19 protein-coding genes are annotated in these 19,095 nt (G+C 42.6%); 10 read left to right on the top strand and 9 right to left on the bottom strand.

The window, feature by feature from the left end:
- Positions 1-50: 50 nt before the first annotated feature.
- Positions 51-917, top strand: a complete 867-nt coding sequence (locus PLL47_RS09205; RefSeq protein WP_324445898.1) for a hypothetical protein — start codon at positions 51-53, stop codon at positions 915-917.
- A 279-nt stretch (positions 918-1,196) separates the two neighbouring features.
- Positions 1,197-1,904: a LysE family transporter gene (locus tag PLL47_RS09200; RefSeq protein ID WP_324445910.1), complete on the top strand. Its 708-nt coding sequence runs from the start codon at positions 1,197-1,199 to the stop codon at positions 1,902-1,904.
- A gap of 177 nt (positions 1,905-2,081) precedes the next feature.
- Here the strand turns inward: PLL47_RS09200 and PLL47_RS09195 are convergent, their stop codons facing one another.
- Positions 2,082-2,531, bottom strand: coding sequence for a carboxypeptidase-like regulatory domain-containing protein (locus PLL47_RS09195; RefSeq protein ID WP_324445897.1), 450 nt, complete (start codon positions 2,529-2,531; stop codon positions 2,082-2,084).
- A 54-nt stretch (positions 2,532-2,585) separates the two neighbouring features.
- Positions 2,586-3,068, bottom strand: a complete 483-nt coding sequence (locus tag PLL47_RS09190; protein WP_324445896.1) for an Ig-like domain-containing protein — start codon at positions 3,066-3,068, stop codon at positions 2,586-2,588.
- 580 nt (positions 3,069-3,648) lie between these two features.
- On the opposite strand from PLL47_RS09190, the gene hisH reads away from it, so the two are divergent.
- Together hisH and PLL47_RS09180 are read left to right on the top strand one after the other, a co-directional pair.
- The gene (gene hisH / locus PLL47_RS09185) at positions 3,649-4,257 is read left to right on the top strand and encodes an imidazole glycerol phosphate synthase subunit HisH (protein ID WP_324445895.1); all 609 of its coding nucleotides are present in this window, start codon (positions 3,649-3,651) and stop codon (positions 4,255-4,257) included.
- 233 nt (positions 4,258-4,490) lie between these two features.
- Positions 4,491-5,825, top strand: coding sequence for an AIR synthase-related protein (locus PLL47_RS09180; RefSeq protein WP_324445894.1), 1,335 nt, complete (start codon positions 4,491-4,493; stop codon positions 5,823-5,825).
- A gap of 62 nt (positions 5,826-5,887) precedes the next feature.
- Here PLL47_RS09180 and PLL47_RS09175 read toward each other — a convergent pair whose 3' ends face one another.
- Positions 5,888-7,144, bottom strand: a complete 1,257-nt coding sequence (locus PLL47_RS09175) for an NfeD family protein (RefSeq protein WP_502883691.1) — start codon at positions 7,142-7,144, stop codon at positions 5,888-5,890.
- A 97-nt stretch (positions 7,145-7,241) separates the two neighbouring features.
- On the bottom strand, positions 7,242-8,024 hold the full coding sequence (locus PLL47_RS09170; protein ID WP_324445892.1) for a slipin family protein: 783 nt from the start codon (positions 8,022-8,024) through the stop codon (positions 7,242-7,244).
- 557 nt (positions 8,025-8,581) lie between these two features.
- On the opposite strand from PLL47_RS09170, the gene PLL47_RS09165 reads away from it, so the two are divergent.
- The gene (locus PLL47_RS09165) at positions 8,582-10,714 is read left to right on the top strand and encodes an OB-fold nucleic acid binding domain-containing protein (protein WP_324445891.1); all 2,133 of its coding nucleotides are present in this window, start codon (positions 8,582-8,584) and stop codon (positions 10,712-10,714) included.
- Between the two features lie 251 nt (positions 10,715-10,965).
- On the opposite strand, the gene PLL47_RS09160 is transcribed toward PLL47_RS09165, so the two are convergent.
- Positions 10,966-11,580, bottom strand: coding sequence for an orotate phosphoribosyltransferase-like protein (locus PLL47_RS09160; protein WP_324445890.1), 615 nt, complete (start codon positions 11,578-11,580; stop codon positions 10,966-10,968).
- Positions 11,581-11,743: 163 nt separating this feature from the next.
- Positions 11,744-12,250: an NOB1 family endonuclease gene (locus PLL47_RS09155; protein ID WP_324445889.1), complete on the bottom strand. Its 507-nt coding sequence runs from the start codon at positions 12,248-12,250 to the stop codon at positions 11,744-11,746.
- Between the two features lie 381 nt (positions 12,251-12,631).
- Here PLL47_RS09155 and PLL47_RS09150 point away from each other — a divergent pair, with 381 nt between their 5' ends.
- On the top strand, positions 12,632-13,183 hold the full coding sequence (locus PLL47_RS09150; protein WP_324445888.1) for a flavodoxin family protein: 552 nt from the start codon (positions 12,632-12,634) through the stop codon (positions 13,181-13,183).
- 157 nt (positions 13,184-13,340) lie between these two features.
- On the opposite strand, the gene PLL47_RS09145 is transcribed toward PLL47_RS09150, so the two are convergent.
- Both PLL47_RS09145 and PLL47_RS09140 read right to left on the bottom strand, forming a co-directional pair.
- On the bottom strand, positions 13,341-14,030 hold the full coding sequence (locus PLL47_RS09145; RefSeq protein WP_324445887.1) for a DUF169 domain-containing protein: 690 nt from the start codon (positions 14,028-14,030) through the stop codon (positions 13,341-13,343).
- A 266-nt stretch (positions 14,031-14,296) separates the two neighbouring features.
- Positions 14,297-14,623, bottom strand: coding sequence for a DUF6951 family protein (locus PLL47_RS09140; RefSeq protein WP_324445886.1), 327 nt, complete (start codon positions 14,621-14,623; stop codon positions 14,297-14,299).
- Positions 14,624-15,163: 540 nt separating this feature from the next.
- Between PLL47_RS09140 and PLL47_RS09135 the strand changes: the two genes are divergently transcribed.
- From PLL47_RS09135 to PLL47_RS09125, 3 genes are all read left to right on the top strand, one after another.
- The gene (locus PLL47_RS09135) at positions 15,164-15,541 is read left to right on the top strand and encodes a 30S ribosomal protein S8e (RefSeq protein WP_324445885.1); all 378 of its coding nucleotides are present in this window, start codon (positions 15,164-15,166) and stop codon (positions 15,539-15,541) included.
- 70 nt (positions 15,542-15,611) lie between these two features.
- Positions 15,612-16,103 carry an Lrp/AsnC family transcriptional regulator gene (locus PLL47_RS09130; RefSeq protein ID WP_324445884.1) on the top strand — a complete coding sequence of 164 codons (492 nt, stop codon included), beginning with the start codon at positions 15,612-15,614 and terminating at the stop codon, positions 16,101-16,103.
- A gap of 80 nt (positions 16,104-16,183) precedes the next feature.
- Complete coding sequence (locus PLL47_RS09125) at positions 16,184-17,365, top strand: aminotransferase class I/II-fold pyridoxal phosphate-dependent enzyme (RefSeq protein WP_324445883.1); 1,182 nt, start codon at positions 16,184-16,186, stop codon at positions 17,363-17,365.
- A 121-nt stretch (positions 17,366-17,486) separates the two neighbouring features.
- On the opposite strand, the gene PLL47_RS09120 is transcribed toward PLL47_RS09125, so the two are convergent.
- The gene (locus PLL47_RS09120) at positions 17,487-17,912 is read right to left on the bottom strand and encodes a helix-turn-helix domain-containing protein (protein WP_324445882.1); all 426 of its coding nucleotides are present in this window, start codon (positions 17,910-17,912) and stop codon (positions 17,487-17,489) included.
- Between the two features lie 377 nt (positions 17,913-18,289).
- Here PLL47_RS09120 and PLL47_RS09115 point away from each other — a divergent pair, with 377 nt between their 5' ends.
- Complete coding sequence (locus PLL47_RS09115; protein WP_324445881.1) at positions 18,290-18,973, top strand: DUF5591 domain-containing protein; 684 nt, start codon at positions 18,290-18,292, stop codon at positions 18,971-18,973.
- Positions 18,974-19,095 lie beyond the last annotated feature (122 nt).

Genomic DNA, 19,095 nt, shown 5'->3' with positions numbered 1-19,095 from the left:
ATATTTATATCTGTCTGAATATGATTTCATAGTAGTATTTTTTGGGGGTTATGGTTCAATTGAGTAAAGCATGTCAGGCAGAGCCCGAAATAAGGGACGATCTTCAGGGACGAATTGAAATCTTTGACCAGAACATCAGAAGTTTTGAAAAGCGACTTAGAGCAGTTGAACGCCGCCTATCTATTGAAATGCCTCAAAATTCACAGGCTGGGAAGGTTCTTTCAGGAATTTCTTCAGATTCTTTTCAGGAACTGGCCTCTGCAAAGCCTGCTACAGGTTCTTCAGTTACTCCGCATGTGCCTTCTATCTCTCCTGAATCTCCTTTTCCTCTTTCGGGAAATTCTTTGCTTTCAGACTCTTCTCCGTCGGTAACACAGGAGAATATTTCTAATTTTGCCTTCAGTTCTGTCCTGCCTTCTTCAGGGTCTTCAAACGCTTCCATGATTTCTCTGGACAGCTCTTCCGATGTTTCGGGAGTCAGTTATAGAATAAAAGAGATAAGCACTCTTTTTTCCAGCCTCTCGGAAAGCCTTCATACTTTACAGGCAGCAATATCTGACCTTTCTGGTTTTGTGCACAGCAGCCTTGAGCCGGAGATTGGAAAACTTGAGGGTGAAGTCCGGGACATGAAAGGTCAGGAAGATGCATCGCAGGAATATATAAGAAAACTTGAATCGCGTATTGAATTCCTTGAAAATAGAGACAGGTTTACACTGGGTTCCATAAAAGTTCCGGTAGAAATCTCGGGAATTGCCGGATCTTCAGTCCTTTTCCTTACAGGGCTTCTTATCTGGTCCGGCCGATGGGATATAATAAGGTCTCCTTACTTCTCAATCGGGCTTGCGGTAATTATGGCAGGAGCTGTACTTTTGAAGTTTTCCATGGTTAACCGGAAACAAAAATCACTAACGGACTAACAATGAAAACAGAAAACCGTCACCAATAATTATCCTCCGTCGTGATATTTTATATATCAAGTGACTAATTATCAATCTGCAGAGCAATAAATTAATTTATAAAGTAGTGTGTATACTTTGCAGTCTCTCAAATTACCAGTTAACAGCAAAATCAGGCAAATTTACAGACAAACCGGTTATAGTTAATGATGTGTTTTTTCTGACTGATGCGGTAAACTCTATTTTTTGATCAGTCTAAAAACATTTTTATATGGCAACTTCCTATACTTCTGTACTGAGATATATGGGGGCGGCACCGTTATAGAATTAATTAAGGCTCTTGTTCTCGGCTTCACAGTAGGTATATCTGCAGCCATTATTCCAGGACCCATGATGTTTGCAACAATCGGGGCATCTTTTCATAAAGGCTGGAGAGCAGGACCTTCGATATTTATGGGTCACGCCCTTGTAGAATTTGTTTTTTTCATGCTTATCCTGATAGGGGCCTCATCTTTTCTCAGGCAATCAATTATCTCGCACCTGGCTATTGCGGGAGGTTTTTTAATGGTGGCCTTCGGGCTTTTAATGGTTAAAAAAGCAAAAGAAGCCTCTACAATGGATGTCTGTATCTCAGCCAGCAGCCTTAACCTCTGCTCGGGTCCCATGTCTTCAGGAGTCATAACTTCAGCATTGAACCCTTTCTCAGGTACGGTATCCGCAGGAATTATTACCTCCGCATTGAACCCTTTTTTTGTTTCATGGTGGTTAACGGCGGGCAGTGCAATCATTCTTGAGGAGTATCTAATAGGTATCCTTGCAGTAATTGCATTCGTTATCGGGCACTGGATAGCAGACTTTGGATTTCTTTTATCTTTATCCTCCTCTTTTTCCAAAGGGACAGAAATAATTTCACAGCCCACACACAGAAAACTGGTATACCTCTGCGGAGGTTTTATGGCATTCTGTGGGCTATGGTTTATGGTTAATAACGAGAATATCTTGATGTAATACTTCAAAAGTCAAATTCAGGTATATGCAAATTAAATGTGATATCTAAAATCTAAAAAAGAACGAGTATTAAAAAGAGCTTTTTCGGATTCTTAACTTCTTAAGAGACTAATTTGCCAAATCTAATTCTTAAAGCGTAATTCTCCAGAATTGTTTTGGAAACTCTCAATCAAAGCTTTAAATTCTTTTTATCTTTACAAAATACTCTTCATTAATATCCTTATATCCGCTTCTCATCACTTTTATCGAAATATACCCTTCTGCTTTTCCAGGAGGCAGTTCAGGGTTAGAAATCATTATTATTACGTTCCCGTTAGAATCCGTAACACCCGAATAAGCGTTTTTTCTGTCCGGACTCCACAAAATTACATTTGCTCCTCCCACCCCGCGGTTTTCACTGTCAAGAACGCTTATTTTCATGCTAAAGCTGGACCCTTCTCCTCCTGAGCTGAGTGAAAATGTGCTTATATTTGGTGTTGCATACATGGATTCCGGAGGCTTCGGAGCCTCTGAAATGGCTGAGAGAATCGCACAAAACCCTATAAACCCGACTATCGAAAGAACTACAATCCTTATCGGAAGCCCTACAGTTCCTTTTTCATTCTCTTTTAAGTTTTCAGGCAGCATGTGCATTTTCCCCCAGTTCTCCAGCTTATCCGTATTATCCTTCTATGTGTCCATTTAGCGGGTCTTGATGATCATAACTGCGTCTTTTTTCTCGTAATCATAGAACCCGTCTGCTATGATTTTCAGGTCCATTGTACCTTCATTCTGGTTCGGGTCAAGCCTTACCCGCCCAGTTGCCGGTGTTGTCAGCACAGTGACGCCGTTAATGTCAGTTGTGTTTGATGCCACACCTCCAAGACCTTTAAGGATAACATTTGCACCTCTTACCGGGTTTCCATCTTTATCTGTGACTCTTACTTCTGCTGATACGGCGAACGGGTTTTGCGCAGTAGCAGCACTTACTATTATCGAGTTTCCTGGCTGAAGACTTCCTGTCCCGAGTGCTGTCCTTTCCACAAAAACTGACATTTCCTTTGTAGGAGTCGGTATTATCGAAATAAGCGTTGCAAGAGCGACCATCGCCACGACGAGCATCACAACGATGTTAATTGGCAATTCCATTGCCTTTTCGTTGCGTCTGAATAGCTGAATTCTCATTATATTTCCCCCTCACTTTAATTTTGAGAATTAAAGTTTAACTGTGTAACATTCTACAATATTCAATCCTTCTATTTATAACTTTTTGATACGTTGGCAAACATTTCGGTTTAATGGCAGGAATGATTTTATTTATCCTTAATAAGTATATGTTTATATAGCACTTTTGTGCATAAAGTCATTTAATACCGCAAAACAACCTTACTAACTATAGCGAGGGAAATAGGTTTTTGACTCAAGAATGTTCTGATGATCCAGGTGAATCGGACCATAGACAAAATTTTTTGTGTCTTCTAGGACTGCACGATTGGAAACGAAAAAGCGGGGCACTCTATTTCATGCCAAAGGTGCTCGAAAAACGTTACAAATGCGTTCGCTGTGGCAAGCACAAGGTGATTTTTGAGCAGGAGAAAATACCCCTGTAACCTTTTTGCAGATAAATACTGGCCTGAAATGTTTACTTTTGTATTTTTCAGGTAAAATTCTCTTATTTTTACTTCATATTTTTCTTATTTTTCCACACATTTTTGAAATTCTTTGTTCGTAAGCTTAATCTATCTTAACTTTGTTTGTTAGAGCTATGAAAAGAATCGTGATTATCGATTACGGGCTTGGAAATCTCAGAAGTGTTCAAAAGGGGCTTGAACACGTTGGAGCAAGTCCCGCAATCTCCGGGAATCCTGAAGAGATCCTGGAAGCAGACGGTGTTATTCTACCTGGAGTCGGTGCTTTTATAGATGCGATGAAATGTCTTGTCCCCCTCAAAGATACTATTGCGGAATTTGCAGACTCGGGAAAACCAATGCTCGGGATCTGTCTCGGGCAGCAGGTTTTGATGAGTTCCTCTGAAGAAGGAGGGTTGACAGATGGTCTCGACCTCATCCACGGCAGGGTACTCCGCTTTCCAAAGTCTGAACTGAAAGTGCCCCACATGGGCTGGAACAATATCAGGATCACACAGGATCATCCTCTGTTCAGAGGTATTCCTGACGGTTCTTTTGTGTATTTCGTACACTCATACTATGTTGATACGGCTGCAGAGAATACCCTGGCGTCATGTGAGTATGGGCTTGAGTTTTCAGCTTCCGTGGTGAACTCAAAAGGTAATGTCATGGGCACCCAGTTCCACCCTGAAAAAAGCGGAGCTACAGGGCTGAAGATTTTGAAAAACTTCGTTGAAATGTGCTGAAGTGTGATTAAACGAAAAGTGTAACTAAACAAATATACAGGCAGGTATGCTCTGGTTTTGTAGCTATACCTTTACTTACCGTTTTTTAGATTGCTAAGTTTGGGTTTTGAGGTATTTTGTATCATTTAATATTCAATCTAAAACTAATCAGGAAAACCAGTATTAATTCCAAATTATTATCCTGTCCTGCACCCTGTAAAGCAGCGACAGAGATCTTCGAGAGGATGGTTGTTATGGATATAGAAGGTTATGCAAAACGGGCTCTTAGAAAAGACCCTTCAAATGAAACCGGGCTTGAGGCACAGCTCGCTTCAAGAATACTTGAAATCAAAAGCATAAGCTCCGGCAGGGCCCGCGAGATTGCAGCTGCAGTTATCTGTGAGGCGAAAGCGACTCTCCACACCGAGGGAGACGTATTAAGCCCCACTGTTTCAGGAGTTGCTATGGGTGAATTCGGTGTGGGCTCAAGAGGTACAGGAGACTTTTATGTTCATTCCAAGCTTGGGGAAGTTATAGGCAAGACCGGTGCTGTCGTTGACAGCTCTCAGCTTGATGACTCAGGCGTTGTGAAAATAGGGGATGAATACCTGGTAGTCACAATTGACGGGATACACTCCCGCCTCAGTGATTTCCCGTTCCTTTCTGGTTTCCATGTAGCCAGAGCAGCCCTGCGTGATGTCTATTCAATGGGAGCCCGCCCCCTTGCCATGCTTTCAGATATCCATATTGCAGACGACGGAGATGTGGCAAAAATATTCGACCATATTGCAGGAATAACCACGGTTTCAGAGCTTACCGGAATTCCTCTCATCACCGGAAGCACTCTCCGTATAGGCGGGGACATGGTCATAGGTGAAAGGATGACCGGAGGCGTCGGAGCTGTTGGTGTTACCTCTTCCCTTACCTCACGCAATAAAACAAGGGCAGGAGACCTTATACTTATGACTGAAGGCGCAGGAGGAGGAACAATTTCCACAACTGCACTTTACTACGGGATGCATGATGTTGTGGAAGAGACTATTAACATCCGTTTTCTTGAAGCCTGCGAAGCTCTCCTGAATTCGGGGCTTTATAAAAAGGTCCATTCCATGACCGATGTTACCAATGGAGGAATCCGCGGGGATGCCCGGGAAATCTCAAAGACTGCAAAGGTAAAAATGGTCTTTGAAGAAGAAAAAATGCGGGCTCTTGTGAACCCGAAGGTTCTCTCCATGCTCGAGACCCTTAAAATAGATTATCTTGGCGTGTCTCTTGATGCCCTGCTGGTTATTTCCCCTCCTGAATATGCAGGCGAAATTCTTGAAACCGTTCGGGCTGCAGGGGTTGAGATTGACATCATAGGCCGTGTTGAAGAAGGCAGCGGAGCTGAAATTATTGTTAATGGCGAAGTCCGGGACTTTGCACCCCGATTTAGAGAATCAGCTTATACTCCTGTCAAAAAGGTGCATGGAGAAGAAAACCCAAGAGACTTTGAGGAAATGAGGGCTGCAATTGACAGGGCGGCTGAAGAAGCTATCAATAAAAAATACAGAGTTCTTGAGAAAATAAAGAGCAAGAAAAGAAAGTAAGCTACAATAAAGAAATAAGAAAATAATTGAAGGGTAACAGAATAACAGAAGAGAAAGGAAGTTTATATTTTTCTTTTTACTACAAGAACTTCCCTTTCTTTTCCAATAATTTCTACTTCCTGATCAACTCCTATTTTTTCTTCGGATCTGGCTTTCCAGTACTCTCCCCTATATCGGACAAATCCTTTTTTCTCAGGGCTTATCGAATCTATAGTTCGGGCGGTATCTCCTATAATATCTCCAATAACTGGCTTCTTCTTTCTGATTTCGGCTACTTTATATACTGCATAGACAAGAAAAATACCGAAAACTATTGTGGGAGTTACAATTGTCAAACTTAGCAGTCTCCTGAACTCCGGAGTGTAAATGTTTTCACTTCCCAGCGGTACGAGGAAGAGGCTGCCTATAATCAGGCTGATAAGCCCTGCAAGCCCGAAAATTCCAAATCCTGGGGTCTTAATTTCTAAAATAAGAAGTCCTATCCCTACAATGATAAGGAAAAATGCTGCTATATTAATATCGAATCCTGTGCCTATCAGCCCGAGCACGATTGAAATAATCCCAAAAATTTCTGCTCCGGCTCCGGGGCTTGAAATCCCAAAGATAATCCCGTAGAGCCCGATTGTCAGAAGAAGGGAAGAAAGGATCGGGTTTGAAATGAGCATCAGGAAGGAAAGGGAAAAGGGAGGGGCGTAGGTTTCAATTTCTGCATTTAAGGTATGCAGTTCTTTACCTTTTACAATTTTTCCATCTACCTGAGCAAGCAGATCCCGAATGGAAGAGGCTCTGTATTCTATAACTCCTTCTTCCAGAGCTTCTTCGTCATTCAGGTTCCGGTTCTTTGTGATCACTTCTTCTGCAAAAGTTTCGTTTCTCCCGTGTTTTCTTGCCGTTTCAGTAGAAAATTTTACGAGGGCATTTATTATTTTCTCGTCCTCGACGGGTTTTGTTCCTTCTGCAGACATCTGTACCGGCTGGGCTGATCCTATGACTGTAAAAGGAGCCATTGCAGCAACATCGGTCCCCATAAGTATAAGGGTTCCTGCAGACCAGGCTTTTCCGCTCTCAGGAACAAAACCTATCACAGGAACGGTGGCATTCTCAATTGCCTTTATGATTATCTGAGTCTCATCCAGCCCCCCTCCTGGAGTATCCAGGGTAATTATGAGAGCCTCAAAGTTTCCGTTCTCGGCTCTTTCTATTGCGTCAGCTATCAAATTGTCGGATGCCGGGGTGATAGCCCCGCTAATCTCAAGCACAAGCACTTTATCTTCAGCTGCTGCCCCTGCAGGAGGCGTGAAAACAGCTGTAAAGGTCATGCAGAGAAATAAAATAAAGAGAGAACGGAAAACCAATTTTATTTGCATAATTAATTATCCTTTCTCGTTTTTACATTCTTTTCGGCTTTATCTGTCTTCATAGTTCTTTCTTTTCGGATATAGCTTTAGAAAGGGCGGCAATATTTCCGGTTTCAAGATTCTGAGATTGTGTAACTACGATCAGGTTTTTCTCTCTGGCAATCTCGGCAAGAGTCTGGAGTTCTCTTAGTTTAATGGCAGTCGGAACTCCCTGGTAAAGGCTGGCAGCATCTTTCATTCTCTCTGCAGCCTGGAATTCTCCGTCTGCAAGGATTATCCTGGCACGCTTTTCCCTTTCAGCTTCAGCCTGTTTTGCAATTGCCCTCTTCATTGTTTCAGGCAGGGCTACATCACGGATAGTTACTCCTGTAACTTTGATCCCCCAGGGATCTGTATAAGCATCCAGAAGATCCTGAATCTGTTTGTTGATGCTTTCTCTTTCCGAAAGCAGCTCATCAAGTTCCATTTGTCCCATTACGTCTCTAAGTGTGGTCTGGGAAAGGGTTGAAGTTGCAAACATATAGTTTTCGACCTGAGTAATTGCAGCGCCGGGCTCAACTACTTTGTAATAGACAACGGCATCCACTTCAACTGTGACATTATCCTTTGTGATGACTGCCTGCTTGGGGACGTCAATTGCAACGACTCTCAGGTCGATTTTTATGGCTTTATCAATTATAGGTATAATCAGAAAGATGCCTGGTCCTTTTACTCCGCTAAGGCGACCAAGCCTGAAAATTACAACGCGCTCGTACTCATTAACCATTTTTATTGATTGTGAGAGTATTAATATTACAATTATTAATACAGGAAACAATGATCCACCAATGAAATCAACCATAGTTCTATTCCCTCCTATCAATATATCTAAAATTGAATTTGATGGTAATTAAGTGTTCTTTGTTTGAGGAATTTGTGAAAATTCACATAAAGTAAGCAGTTATAAATTAAAAATTTTACATTCAGTCATCTATCTAAAATATGTGTGAATCTATATAAGTCCTCACACCAGCATTCGTCAGCTTTTCATTGGATTGTGGTCACTGTCCTTGATCATAGATATTCTCCAAATAACAGCCCCAAATTCTCTGAATATGACAGAAACTGCCCTGGAAGCCTGAAAGTTCCGGGTATGCAGACGGCTATGCAAAATGGCATGCTGGCAAATACTTATATCTTGTATACATTAGATATTGAACTTAAAAACAGGAGATATGCAGAAAAATAACGAGTCGGCAGGCTTTGATTTCAGGCAGGGGGAAAACCGTACAGTTATCAGTGGACTGAATGCCGGCGCAGAATAAAATGCATGTATGGAGTTCAAAACGAGATTTGAATTTTATTAAATTATGAGGTTAAGAAAACGCAGGTTCGGAAGAACCACCGGTGTTGATATTAATGAGTAAGGAATGTCCAGACTGCCACGGACGTGGCTACGAAGTTATCTCAACTGAGGTCTGCCCTCTTTGCAAGGGGAAAGGTAAGTCCAAATCAGTTGATTTCATGAAAATTTCAGAAAAAGACATTAACAGTTTCTTGAAAAATGGTGCAGTATGTGAGAAATGCAAAGGCAAGGGGAGCATTGAAGTTACCAGACCATGTGAAGCCTGCGAGGGATTTGGAAAGATCTATACCTGCAGGGTTTGTGGAGCAAGAATTCATAACCTCGAGGATGCAGAGGAAGAAATTTGCAGTGCCTGTGCACGTTCCCAGCATGTTTATGCACTGGACGAGTCCTGCGACCTCAAAGATGTGGAAGCAGGAAAACTGTATCACGGCATGGTGAGCAGCATTGCCTCTTTTGGCGTATTTGTGGATCTGAACCCTCATGTGAGAGGGCTTATGCATTCCAGCAATGTCGGGGTCCAGCCTGAAGTTGGGGATGCTGTGATTGTTCTTGTAAAAAGCATTAAAGCCGGAGGAAAGCTGGATCTTATCCCGCAAACTCTCACAAAATACGAAACTATCGAGATTGAAAAAGAGCTCCCGCTTAAGAATTCGTCCCAGATAGATATCAGCATGAAAGGCAGGCTCATCCGGATCGAAGGAGAGGTTATTCAGGTAAAGCAGACCAGTGGGCCGACAATTTTCACCATAAGCGATGAAGGAGGCTTCATTCCATGTGCGGCTTTTGAGAGTGCAGGAAAGAGGTCTTACCCTCATATCGATGCAGGAATGATTGTCTCGATTACCGGAGAAGTGACTCCAAGAGATGAGCAGGTTCAGATCGAAGTCATGAGCATGAAACAGCTGACAGGAGAAAAAGAAGCTGCTGTCAAGGCTAGAGTTGAAAGGGTAATAGACGAGAAAGCAGCCCCTGCTGATATTCCTTTCCTTATTGAAAGCGAGATTCTGGAAAAGCTCAGGCCGAGAATGCTCCATGTCGCCAAAGAGATCAAAAAGGCAATTCTCCATTCGACACCCATTCTTCTCAGGCACCATGCAGATGCCGATGGGATTACTTCTGCAATTGCCATTGAACGGGCAATTCTTCCCCTTATCAGTGAAATCGGTGGAACGGACGCAGAGTATTATTTCTATAAGCGTGCTCCTTCAAAGGCTCCCTTTTACGAACTTGCCGATGTCACAAGGGATATTTCCTTTGCACTTGAAGACTATGCCAGGCACGGGCAGAAAATGCCTCTTGTTATCCAGGTAGACAACGGCTCGACCGAAGAAGACGTTCCTGCAATGCGGCAGGCGAATGTTTACGGCATTCAGATGCTTGTTATTGACCACCACCATCCTGACGACATCGTTGACCAGTATCTTATAGGGCATGTTAACCCTGCCCATGTAGGGGGAGATTTCGGAGTTACCGCTGGCATGCTGTGTGCCGAGGTTGCCCGTATGATTAATCCCGCAGTCAGTGATACGATAAAGCACCTTCCTGCTGTTTCTGCAGTAGGGGATCGTTCTGAGGCTCCTGAGGCTGGAAGATATATCTCCTTAGTCTCGGACCGCTATTCGCTTCAGGAGTTGAAAGATATGGCTCTGGCCCTGGATTATGAGCAGTTCTGGCTTAAATTCAGCAGTGGAAAAGGTCTAATTGACGACATCCTGGACCTTGGCGACCACACTATCCATAAAAATCTGGTTTCTCTTCTCTGTGAACAGGCAAACGCCATGATAAAAGAGCAGCTTGAGACCTGCCTTTTCAATGTCAAATCCCAGAAACTGGCGAACGGGGCTATTATGAATGTGATAGATGTCGAAAACTATGCCCAGAAGTTTACATTCCCTCCACCAGGCAAGACCTCCGGAGAAGTTCACGATGTGCTTACCAAAAAGTATCCGGACAAGCCTGTTGTCACCATTGGCTACGGCCCTGATTTTGCTGTCATCCGTTCAAAAGGCGTGCTTATGAATATCCCCCAGATTGTCAGGGAGCTTCACGAAGAAATGAAAGGTGCCGGAGTAAGTGGAGGCGGACACCTTGTTGTTGGCAGTATCAAGTTTGTGGAAGGAATGAGAACCGAAGTGCTCTCAAGACTTGCAGAAAAGATTGCATCTACAGAAGTTGAGTATTAACAGGCATGTGAAAAACCTGTTAATCTTTCTCCTTCTTACTTATCTTTCCTGATTCTGCAGATAATAATTCCTGTTTTTAAAATAATCCTGTTTTAAAGCAATGGTTCAAAAACGCATGAAGCAGGTAGAAAAACAAATAAAAAGAAGTTGAGAAGTGTAGAAAGTGGGAAAAATTTAAGTTCTGGAAAACCTTTCCTGTGAAAGGCTTTCCATGTAAAAAAGATTTTCTTCTGTTTTATTTTCAGTATTTTTCAGTCCACACGCACTATCCTGACAAGGGACTGAATCGGAACATTGGCGATTGTATCCGCGCCTTTTTTGTCCACAAGAACCACCACTGCTCTGGGTTTTGCGTCCATTTCGCGCAGCTGCTCAATTACTTCCATTGTGGTTGAACCTGTAGTAATTACATCGTCAACGATAACACAGTTTTTGCCTGCAACGCTTCCGAAGTTCCTGCTGATGGTACCTTTCTGGCCGGGCTGGACTACATCCTGTCCTTTACGGGAATGGTAAAGGGCAAAGTCTGCTCCCAGCTCATTTGCCATCATGCTTGCCAGAGGAATGCCGCTTGCTGCAACGCCAACTACCACGTCCACCTCGGCGTTTGTCTTTTCCAGCGTTTCAAGAACCATATCGCAGAGTGCAAGCGAGATGTAGTGAAGCCTTGTAGCGCTCTTTCCTATGCTGCTCCAGTTTACGGATATGTCTTTTGGAGCGGGGGCGGCAACTTCTTTTTTCGAACGGGTTAAAAGCCATGTAACTGTTTCTCTTGATACATTAAGCTCGTCGGCAATCTGGCCGTTTCCAAGCCCGTTGTTCTGCAGTTCCACAGCTTTCTGAATGAGATCTTCTATATTCTTCATGCCTCCATTCCCACCTGAAATTTTTTATCTGGCGGTATTTCCGGCCGATTTTGCAGCTCTTCTTATGAATGCTGCCTGGAATTACTGCCTGAAAATTTTAATTCAAGTATATCTTTTCTCAGTTAAAAACATTATTAGACTATCAAGCATTATATCTTTTTCTTCAGCTTTCCTGATAACTCTTGCCTTTAATTCTTTTTTTTCTCTTCTTTTTGAGGGGTGAACCGCAAACTGGGCATTCATCTCCCTTTTCAAAGGTTTTTTTACAGCCAATACATTGTTTTTGCCAGATAAGGACATCCTTTATCTTTTTCTGGGCAATCGGTTTAACCTGAATCCCTAGCTGCACGGCAACGTTCTGGACTGCATAATCATCTGTGAGCAGTATAGCCGTCTCCCTGTGTTCAAGGGCTTTTGCGAGAATTTCCAAATCTGTTTTTGAAAGTTCCTCTGAGTCCCGCGTCTGTTCAGCTTTCTTCCGAACCTCTTTTACCATTTCCGGTTCTGGCCATTCTACTCTGAGCCCTCCCTCTTTTGCAAGGTCAAAACGAAGCACGGAGTCCCTGCTTTTTAATTCATCCACTACCGAAGGGACGGTAATAAGCAGTGAGCTGTCCACATCGCAGTTTCCCATTATAAAGACTGCCGAGTCTGCTATGTAAGAGGTCATTTTCCTTCTCTTTTCTTTGTTAGTATATAATTCATCGCTTCCCACTCTAATTGCGCCACCCTAATTGCGCCACCCGAGTTCCGCCTCGGGAGGGCGGTGTCCTTTCCGAGTTTCGCGTCGGAAGCACGAGGTCCTTTTCGGTCGCTTTGCTCCCTCAAGAGGACTAATTTTTGGTTTAGAATACTCGCTTCGCTCGCTCAAGAGGACTTATTTCTGGTGAAGTTTAAAAAATCCTTAATATTATTACATCATTGCTTTTTAAATCAGTGACTCTCATCTGGTAGGAAAACAGGATTAATACAGTAGATGTTTGCAGTCCTTGTAGAGTGAAGCGTAAAATTACGGAAATATAATGAATTAATTTCTTGGAGATGTTGGGCAATGAATAAAAAAATACTGATACTTACTGGTAGTCCGCGAAAGGAAGGAAATAGCGATATGCTGGCAGATGCCTTTATGAAAGGAGCACAGGAAAAGGGGCACACAGTAAATAAAATTGAAGTGGCAAAACTTAATATTGGTGGATGTACGGCATGTGAAATGTGCTGGACAAAGGATGGAGCCTGCATCCAGTGTGACGATATGGCAGAAATTGAACCACTGCTCGAAAGCGCAGATATGCTTGTACTGGTTTCTCCTCTGTACTTTTTTGGGATTTCTGCACAGTTGAAGGCCGCGGTTGACAGACTTTGTGCCTACTGCGTGAATAACTGTAAAAAACCACTTAACATAAAAGAATCTGCTTTGATCATGTGTGGAGAGGGCGATGAAGAACGATTTTTCAGTGGCGCCATAGATACTTACAGGCAAACGGCAGATTATATGAAGTGGAAAGACCGAGGTGTCTTGATAGCTACCAGCGTGACAGCAAAAGGAGATGTTTTGCAGGGAGATTGGCTGGATAAAGCACAGGTTTTTGGAGCTAGCATTTAAAAAAATTAGCATTTTCGAATATCTGAAGAGGAAAAACAGTTTTCAAATATGACATAATAAACAGGTCGCGTTTATCATGTCATATTTGATTAATTTCACCCAATTTGGGCTTAAACATGGAGGAATTTATATCTTTATTTATATTCATGTTTTATATTTATTTGGGGCAGATTTCCTTGAGCCCGGCTGCGACGTCGGGAAGGAGCTTAATAGGGATGCCCATAATCATTTCATCGTCTGATATTTTGGTGTAAGATCTGCTGCCGCTACAACCGACTGTAACTTCTATTTTTCCTTCTTTGTATGTCTGCACCACGCCGTCGGAACAGAGGCTCTGTTTGCCTGCGAAACCGGTTTCCACTCTACCTCCTTCTTTGTACATATATGCCTGAGTGAGCAACATTATCTGCTTCGGATTGCAGATGACAAGTATAACATCCGGCACAAAAGTGGTCTTTTCAAGGGGCGCATACAGAATGGCTTCTGTAGAGTTGGGGGGAAGTTTCGCCACCATATCAATGGTACGCTTTGCAGCTTCCGGGGTGCTGAACACTTTTAAACTCGAATAATAAAATTCTCCACTGGCGACTTTGGGGGGCATTTCTCCAAGACCCATGGCACCAGCTCCGCCTTTGCACAGCTCGTCTTCTCCCATCGCGTAAAACTCTTCGCCTGTCCTTCTCACCCTGTCAACGAGCTGGCAGTGCCTCATGGGCTCATCCACTTTTTTGATCCCTTCAGGAACTTTTTCTCCTTTGGGGACCAGTTTAACTGCAACCGGGGACGTTTTGAGTTTAAGGCATTCGATTATTTCCTGTCCATAATTATTGATCTCTTTTAACTCCATATCTATTACTCCGGGTTATTTGTCTGTTAAATTTGATTCTGGTAATTTATATGATCTCTACTTTTTATATGATTGCGTTTGCTGAGTTTTTACTAAATTACACACAACCAGATTTAATATAAACATTCTCGAGTTCCTGTTCTGAAATGAAATTTTTCGCAGTACTCTCAATTTTTTATTGAGTATTGTTTTTCTCAGCTTCCTGCTTTATACATCTTTTTGTCTCATGCAGAAAGCAAATATCGGAGGCTCTGACTGAGAGTCCCTCACTCAAGTTTGTCAAAAATAATTTCCATTTTTCCCAGTTCCCGGGCAAGGTTTTTAGAGATCATGCCGTTCTCGAGCCAGCAGGCGTTCATTACCGCAGCCGGAACAAGGCACGTTGGAGTAAGAGGATTTTCAGCTGACTTCTGGGCAAGTACAGTATCGGGACCGCCCATGAGGTCTTTCATGCCCATATCGAATTTTGTGCCCCATTTCCTTAGTTTTTCACAGGTGGTTTTGATATGTATATTGGTGTTTTTGCCTTCTTTTGTAGCGATGATTTTTGTTGTATGTCCGCATATAGTATTAAGTGAGATCTCAGTGACCATTATTTATCCTCCAGGACTACCTAGTTTTCTGAGGTCCAAAAAGGTTTTTTAATTCACCTGTCTGAGACTTCCTTTTAAGTCCTTACTCTGAGCTTTTCTACGTCTTGTTTTTATTTAAATCTGTATATATATATCTTTTTTGTGACGATTTTTTATTCCTTTTTACCAGATAGTTTTATAAACTTCAGGCGCTACTTTTCAGCTACAGTTACCTGTATTTAGAATCTGCCCAGAAGTTCGGATTTTTCTGGCGGTATGATCGCAAAGTTCATATACGATTCTATTCGTATTGCTAAGTCCTAGCAAATATGCTAATCAAAGTACTCCTGTTAATACATTAATATATTAGCAGAGCAATTAGGCTACTGACAGGTATGCTTATGCCCTGATAAGGATCACCAGATCAGGATCACCAGGATTACAGGATATTTACTATCCGGACCATTCAAGGTTCCGTCGAAAATTGGCTTTAGTAGTACCAGGAATAACGTTGAATACAAATCTTGACTTAAATTTCAATAAAATTATGAGGTTTTAATAATGAGATGGCAAGGCAGCTCCAGAAGAAAAGCTACCGGCGGAAAGATCATTGCTTCCCGCGGAAAGCGCAAATTTGAAATGGGCCGCGAATCTGCGGATACCCGTATCAGCGAAGTAAAAAGAAAGAACGTTCACACTATGGGTGGCAACAGGAAAGTAAGACTTCTCCAGTCCAACATTGCAAACATAACCAACCCTAAAGACGGAAAGACAGTTACTGCAACAATCGAAACTGTCGTTGACAATACTGCCAACAAACACTATGTCAGGCGTAACATTCTGACAAAAGGTGCCGTTATAAGGACTCCCCTCGGCAATGCTAGAGTTACAAGCAGACCCGGGCAGGAAGGAGTTATAAACGCTGTATTAATCGAATAAGTGAAGAGAGCCCTGACCCCAAACCGGGGTTCTGTGCCAACTTTTCCTAAACTTTGTGCCGGTGGTCAATATGGATGAAAAGATTCAACATATATTGGAAATTCTTGAAAATGATGCCCGAACAAGTCCTGAAGAAATTGCGACCTTAACAGGAATGTCTGCACAGGAAGTTTCCCAGACGATCGCAAAGCTTGAAGAAACAGGAGTTATCCGGCACTACAAGACCATAGTTGATTGGGACCTTGTTGGGGAAAATTATGTTTACGCCGTGATCGAGTTGAAGGTCACCCTCGAGCGTAATCAGGGCTATCAGGCAATTGCAGAACGGATTTTTAAGTTCCCGGAGGTCAGATCTGTCAGGCTTCTGTCCGGGAACTACGACATCTCCCTTACTGTTAGAGGGAAGTCTATGAAGGATGTGGCTTTTTTTGTGGCAGAAAAAATCGCCACTCTTGACCAGGTTCAGAGTACGTCCACTCATTTCGTGCTGAAGACCTATAAAGAAGACGGGGTAATCCTTCATGAGCCTGAGTCAATTCAAAGGCTCCCGGTCTCGTTTTAATACGGGACTGCTAAATTTTATCCTTTTTATCCCGCTTTATATTTCATATAACTTAAATGATTTTTTATAGAGGTGTTTGCTTGAGACCTCCATGCGATCCTTCGAAATTCGTTGCGGAAGCTGTAAAGAGTATCCCTCCATCGGGAATACGCCGTTTTTTTGATCTGGTTTCCGGACTTGAGGATATAATTTCCCTTGGTGTAGGAGAGCCTGACTTCGTCACTCCCTGGCATATCCGTGAGATGTGCATCCACTCTCTTGAAAAAGGGCAGACATCATATACCTCAAACTACGGGCTTCCGGAACTCAGAGACGAACTTACGAGAACCTATTACAGGCGCTACGGCCTGGACTACAACCCTGCATCCGAAATCCTGATTACTACAGGAGTAAGCGAAGCTCTTGACATAGCAATCAGGGCAGTGGTAAATCCCGGAGATGAGGTAATTGTTGTTCAGCCCTCCTATGTTGCATATGTCCCTTCAGTAATTCTGGCAGGAGGCAAGCCTGTAATTGTTTCCACACACAGGGATGATGATTTCAGCCTTACTGCAGAAGCTCTTGAGCCTGCAATCACCAGCAAGACAAAGGCAATTGTCCTCAATTTCCCTAACAACCCTACAGGCGCAATTATGCAAAAGGAAGGAATGGAGGACATTGCAGACCTCGTTGTTGAGAATGATTTATTTGTAATTTCGGACGAGGTTTATGAGTGCCTTACTTATGAAGGCACCCACGTCCCGTTCTCTTCCCTTGAAGGCATGAAGGACCGCACTGTAATGCTGAACGGCTTTTCCAAAGCCTATGCCATGACAGGGTTAAGGCTCGGTTTTGCCATGGGAGCTCCGAATATCATTCATTCAATGATGATGATCCACCAGTACTGCATGCTCTGTGCCCCCATAACTGCTCAGGTAGGGGCAATTGAGGCTCTACGCAACGGAAAAACGGAAATGGAAAAAATGGTCCGTGAATACGACAGGCGCAGGCACTTTATTGTAAAAGGCTTTAACAGCATAGGGCTTGAATGCTGTAACCCGAGAGGTGCTTTCTATGCTTTCCCTTACATAGGGGACATGGGGCTTTCCTCTTCTGAATTTGCAGAGCGTCTCCTTGATGAAAAGAAGGTTGTCACCATTCCCGGAGATGTATTCGGGGAAGCAGGCGAAGGTTTCCTGCGTTGCGCTTATGCAGCATCTCTTGACGATATTAGAAAAGCAATCGAGAGAATGGGAGATTTTGTAGACGGATTAAAACAGTGAGTCTGGCCGAATCTTTATTCGGTCTGTGTTTTTCCTTTTTTGTTTTCACTAATTTTTTCCTTAATTTTGTTTTAACTTTCTGTTCGATTTTTTTCTTTAATTTTATTTTTTGCTTTAATTTTTAGTGTTCAACTTTGTCATTAGTGGTCGATTCTGCATCGCCCAGCCGTGTAACAAGGGCACTTACTTTATCATCCATTTTTTCAATCAGCTCGTTCATCTGGTTGTACCATTCGTCAACGTTTTTCTTAACCATCTGTTTCATTTCATGAGGTTCGATGGCTACATATTCATAATAGTATCCCCCGCTTTCTATGGACCTTGTTTCCCTGTAAACAATTCCACAGGCTATAAGGTTTTGCAGAGAACGGTATGCAGTGCTTCTTTCCCTGTTAAGAATCTCTCCAAGTTTTTCTGCTGTCAGGGGTCCATGCACAAGCAGAGCCTTGTATGCTTCGATATCAAGGGACTTCAAACCGAGCACACACTTCACCATATCCTCGCATTTGAAGCTTGCTCTGATCATCTCATGAATAGAATTTGTCATAAAACCACTATTTAAGAACGGTTCGCCCTGTTGTTTTAATTTATTTTTATCTTTCTGGATACCAGCCAGCACTTTCAGGCATTGTACTGAGATGGGCTGAGGATGCTCATAAAACAGAAAACCTTGTTCCGGTCTCCAAATTTGCTTTTAAAAGCATAATTCCCAATTATGTTAATTTCCCGTTATGTATTCTTTGATTATCAATATCGGTGGATATATTTATAAACTTACTTCTCTTTTTGTTTCATTTTTTTCATCAGACAAATCTGTTAAACATTTCATTGTTTCTTTCCCGTTTGTTTTTAAAAAATATTGCTTCAGGAGGGTCTTATCGGGAAATTTTATATATCATTTCCTGATTCAATAAGCCGAGGTTTATGCAGCCCATTATTCCTGAAGATGAACGTTCCAAAGAGCCTCTTGATACCGAGAGGATAATCTATCACCCTGATATGATAAGAGCCAACGACTGGGTTCTCACCGAGTATGAAGCTCCTTTCAGGGAAGTATGTATTTTCGTCCCCTGTGCCAAGAGAAAGCCTTACCATGAAAGCCCGTCCCATAAAAAGTTCGACCGGATAATTTTTGGCATTCTAAAACCAGAGGATGTACACATAGTAACATTCGGAACCTGCGGGATTGCTCCAAGGGAACTTGATACCCAGTACCCTTTCATGAATTATACTTTCATGATGGGAAAATGCAACGTAACTAAGATCAAAAGGGACTTCATCAGAATTGAAAGCGAAAGGATTGCCGCTTACCTTGAAAAAACAAGGGAAAATTACAGGCACAGGATAGCCTACTGTATCGGGGATTTCCGTACTGCAATGGAAAAAGCCCTTGAAATGGTCGATGTAAAAGTGGATATTGTCCCCAGAGAAGCTACGATTCAAAAGATGATCCAGCCCAATAAAGCCTTCATTTACAACAGCCTCTCATCTAAAGAGTACCTTCAGGACTTCTCCGATGCGATTACCGATGCTTTCGGGCTTCCCGGAAGGGAAGTGGGGTTAAAGGAAGACCTCTCAGTAGATGATACTGACTGGTATGTCCTTTAATCCTGCAATCCTGCTGTTTCAGTTTCTCTTCTTCAATTCCTAATTCATTCAGAACTTTGAGACAAAGGTTCTTGCCTGCCAGAGGGCGATAACCGCAAGGATCAGGATAAGAACCATCCACA

It is taken from the genome of Methanosarcina sp., assembly GCF_035390745.1.
GTDB lineage: Archaea > Halobacteriota > Methanosarcinia > Methanosarcinales > Methanosarcinaceae > Methanosarcina.
This window is presented reverse-complemented; position numbering and strand designations above follow the sequence as displayed.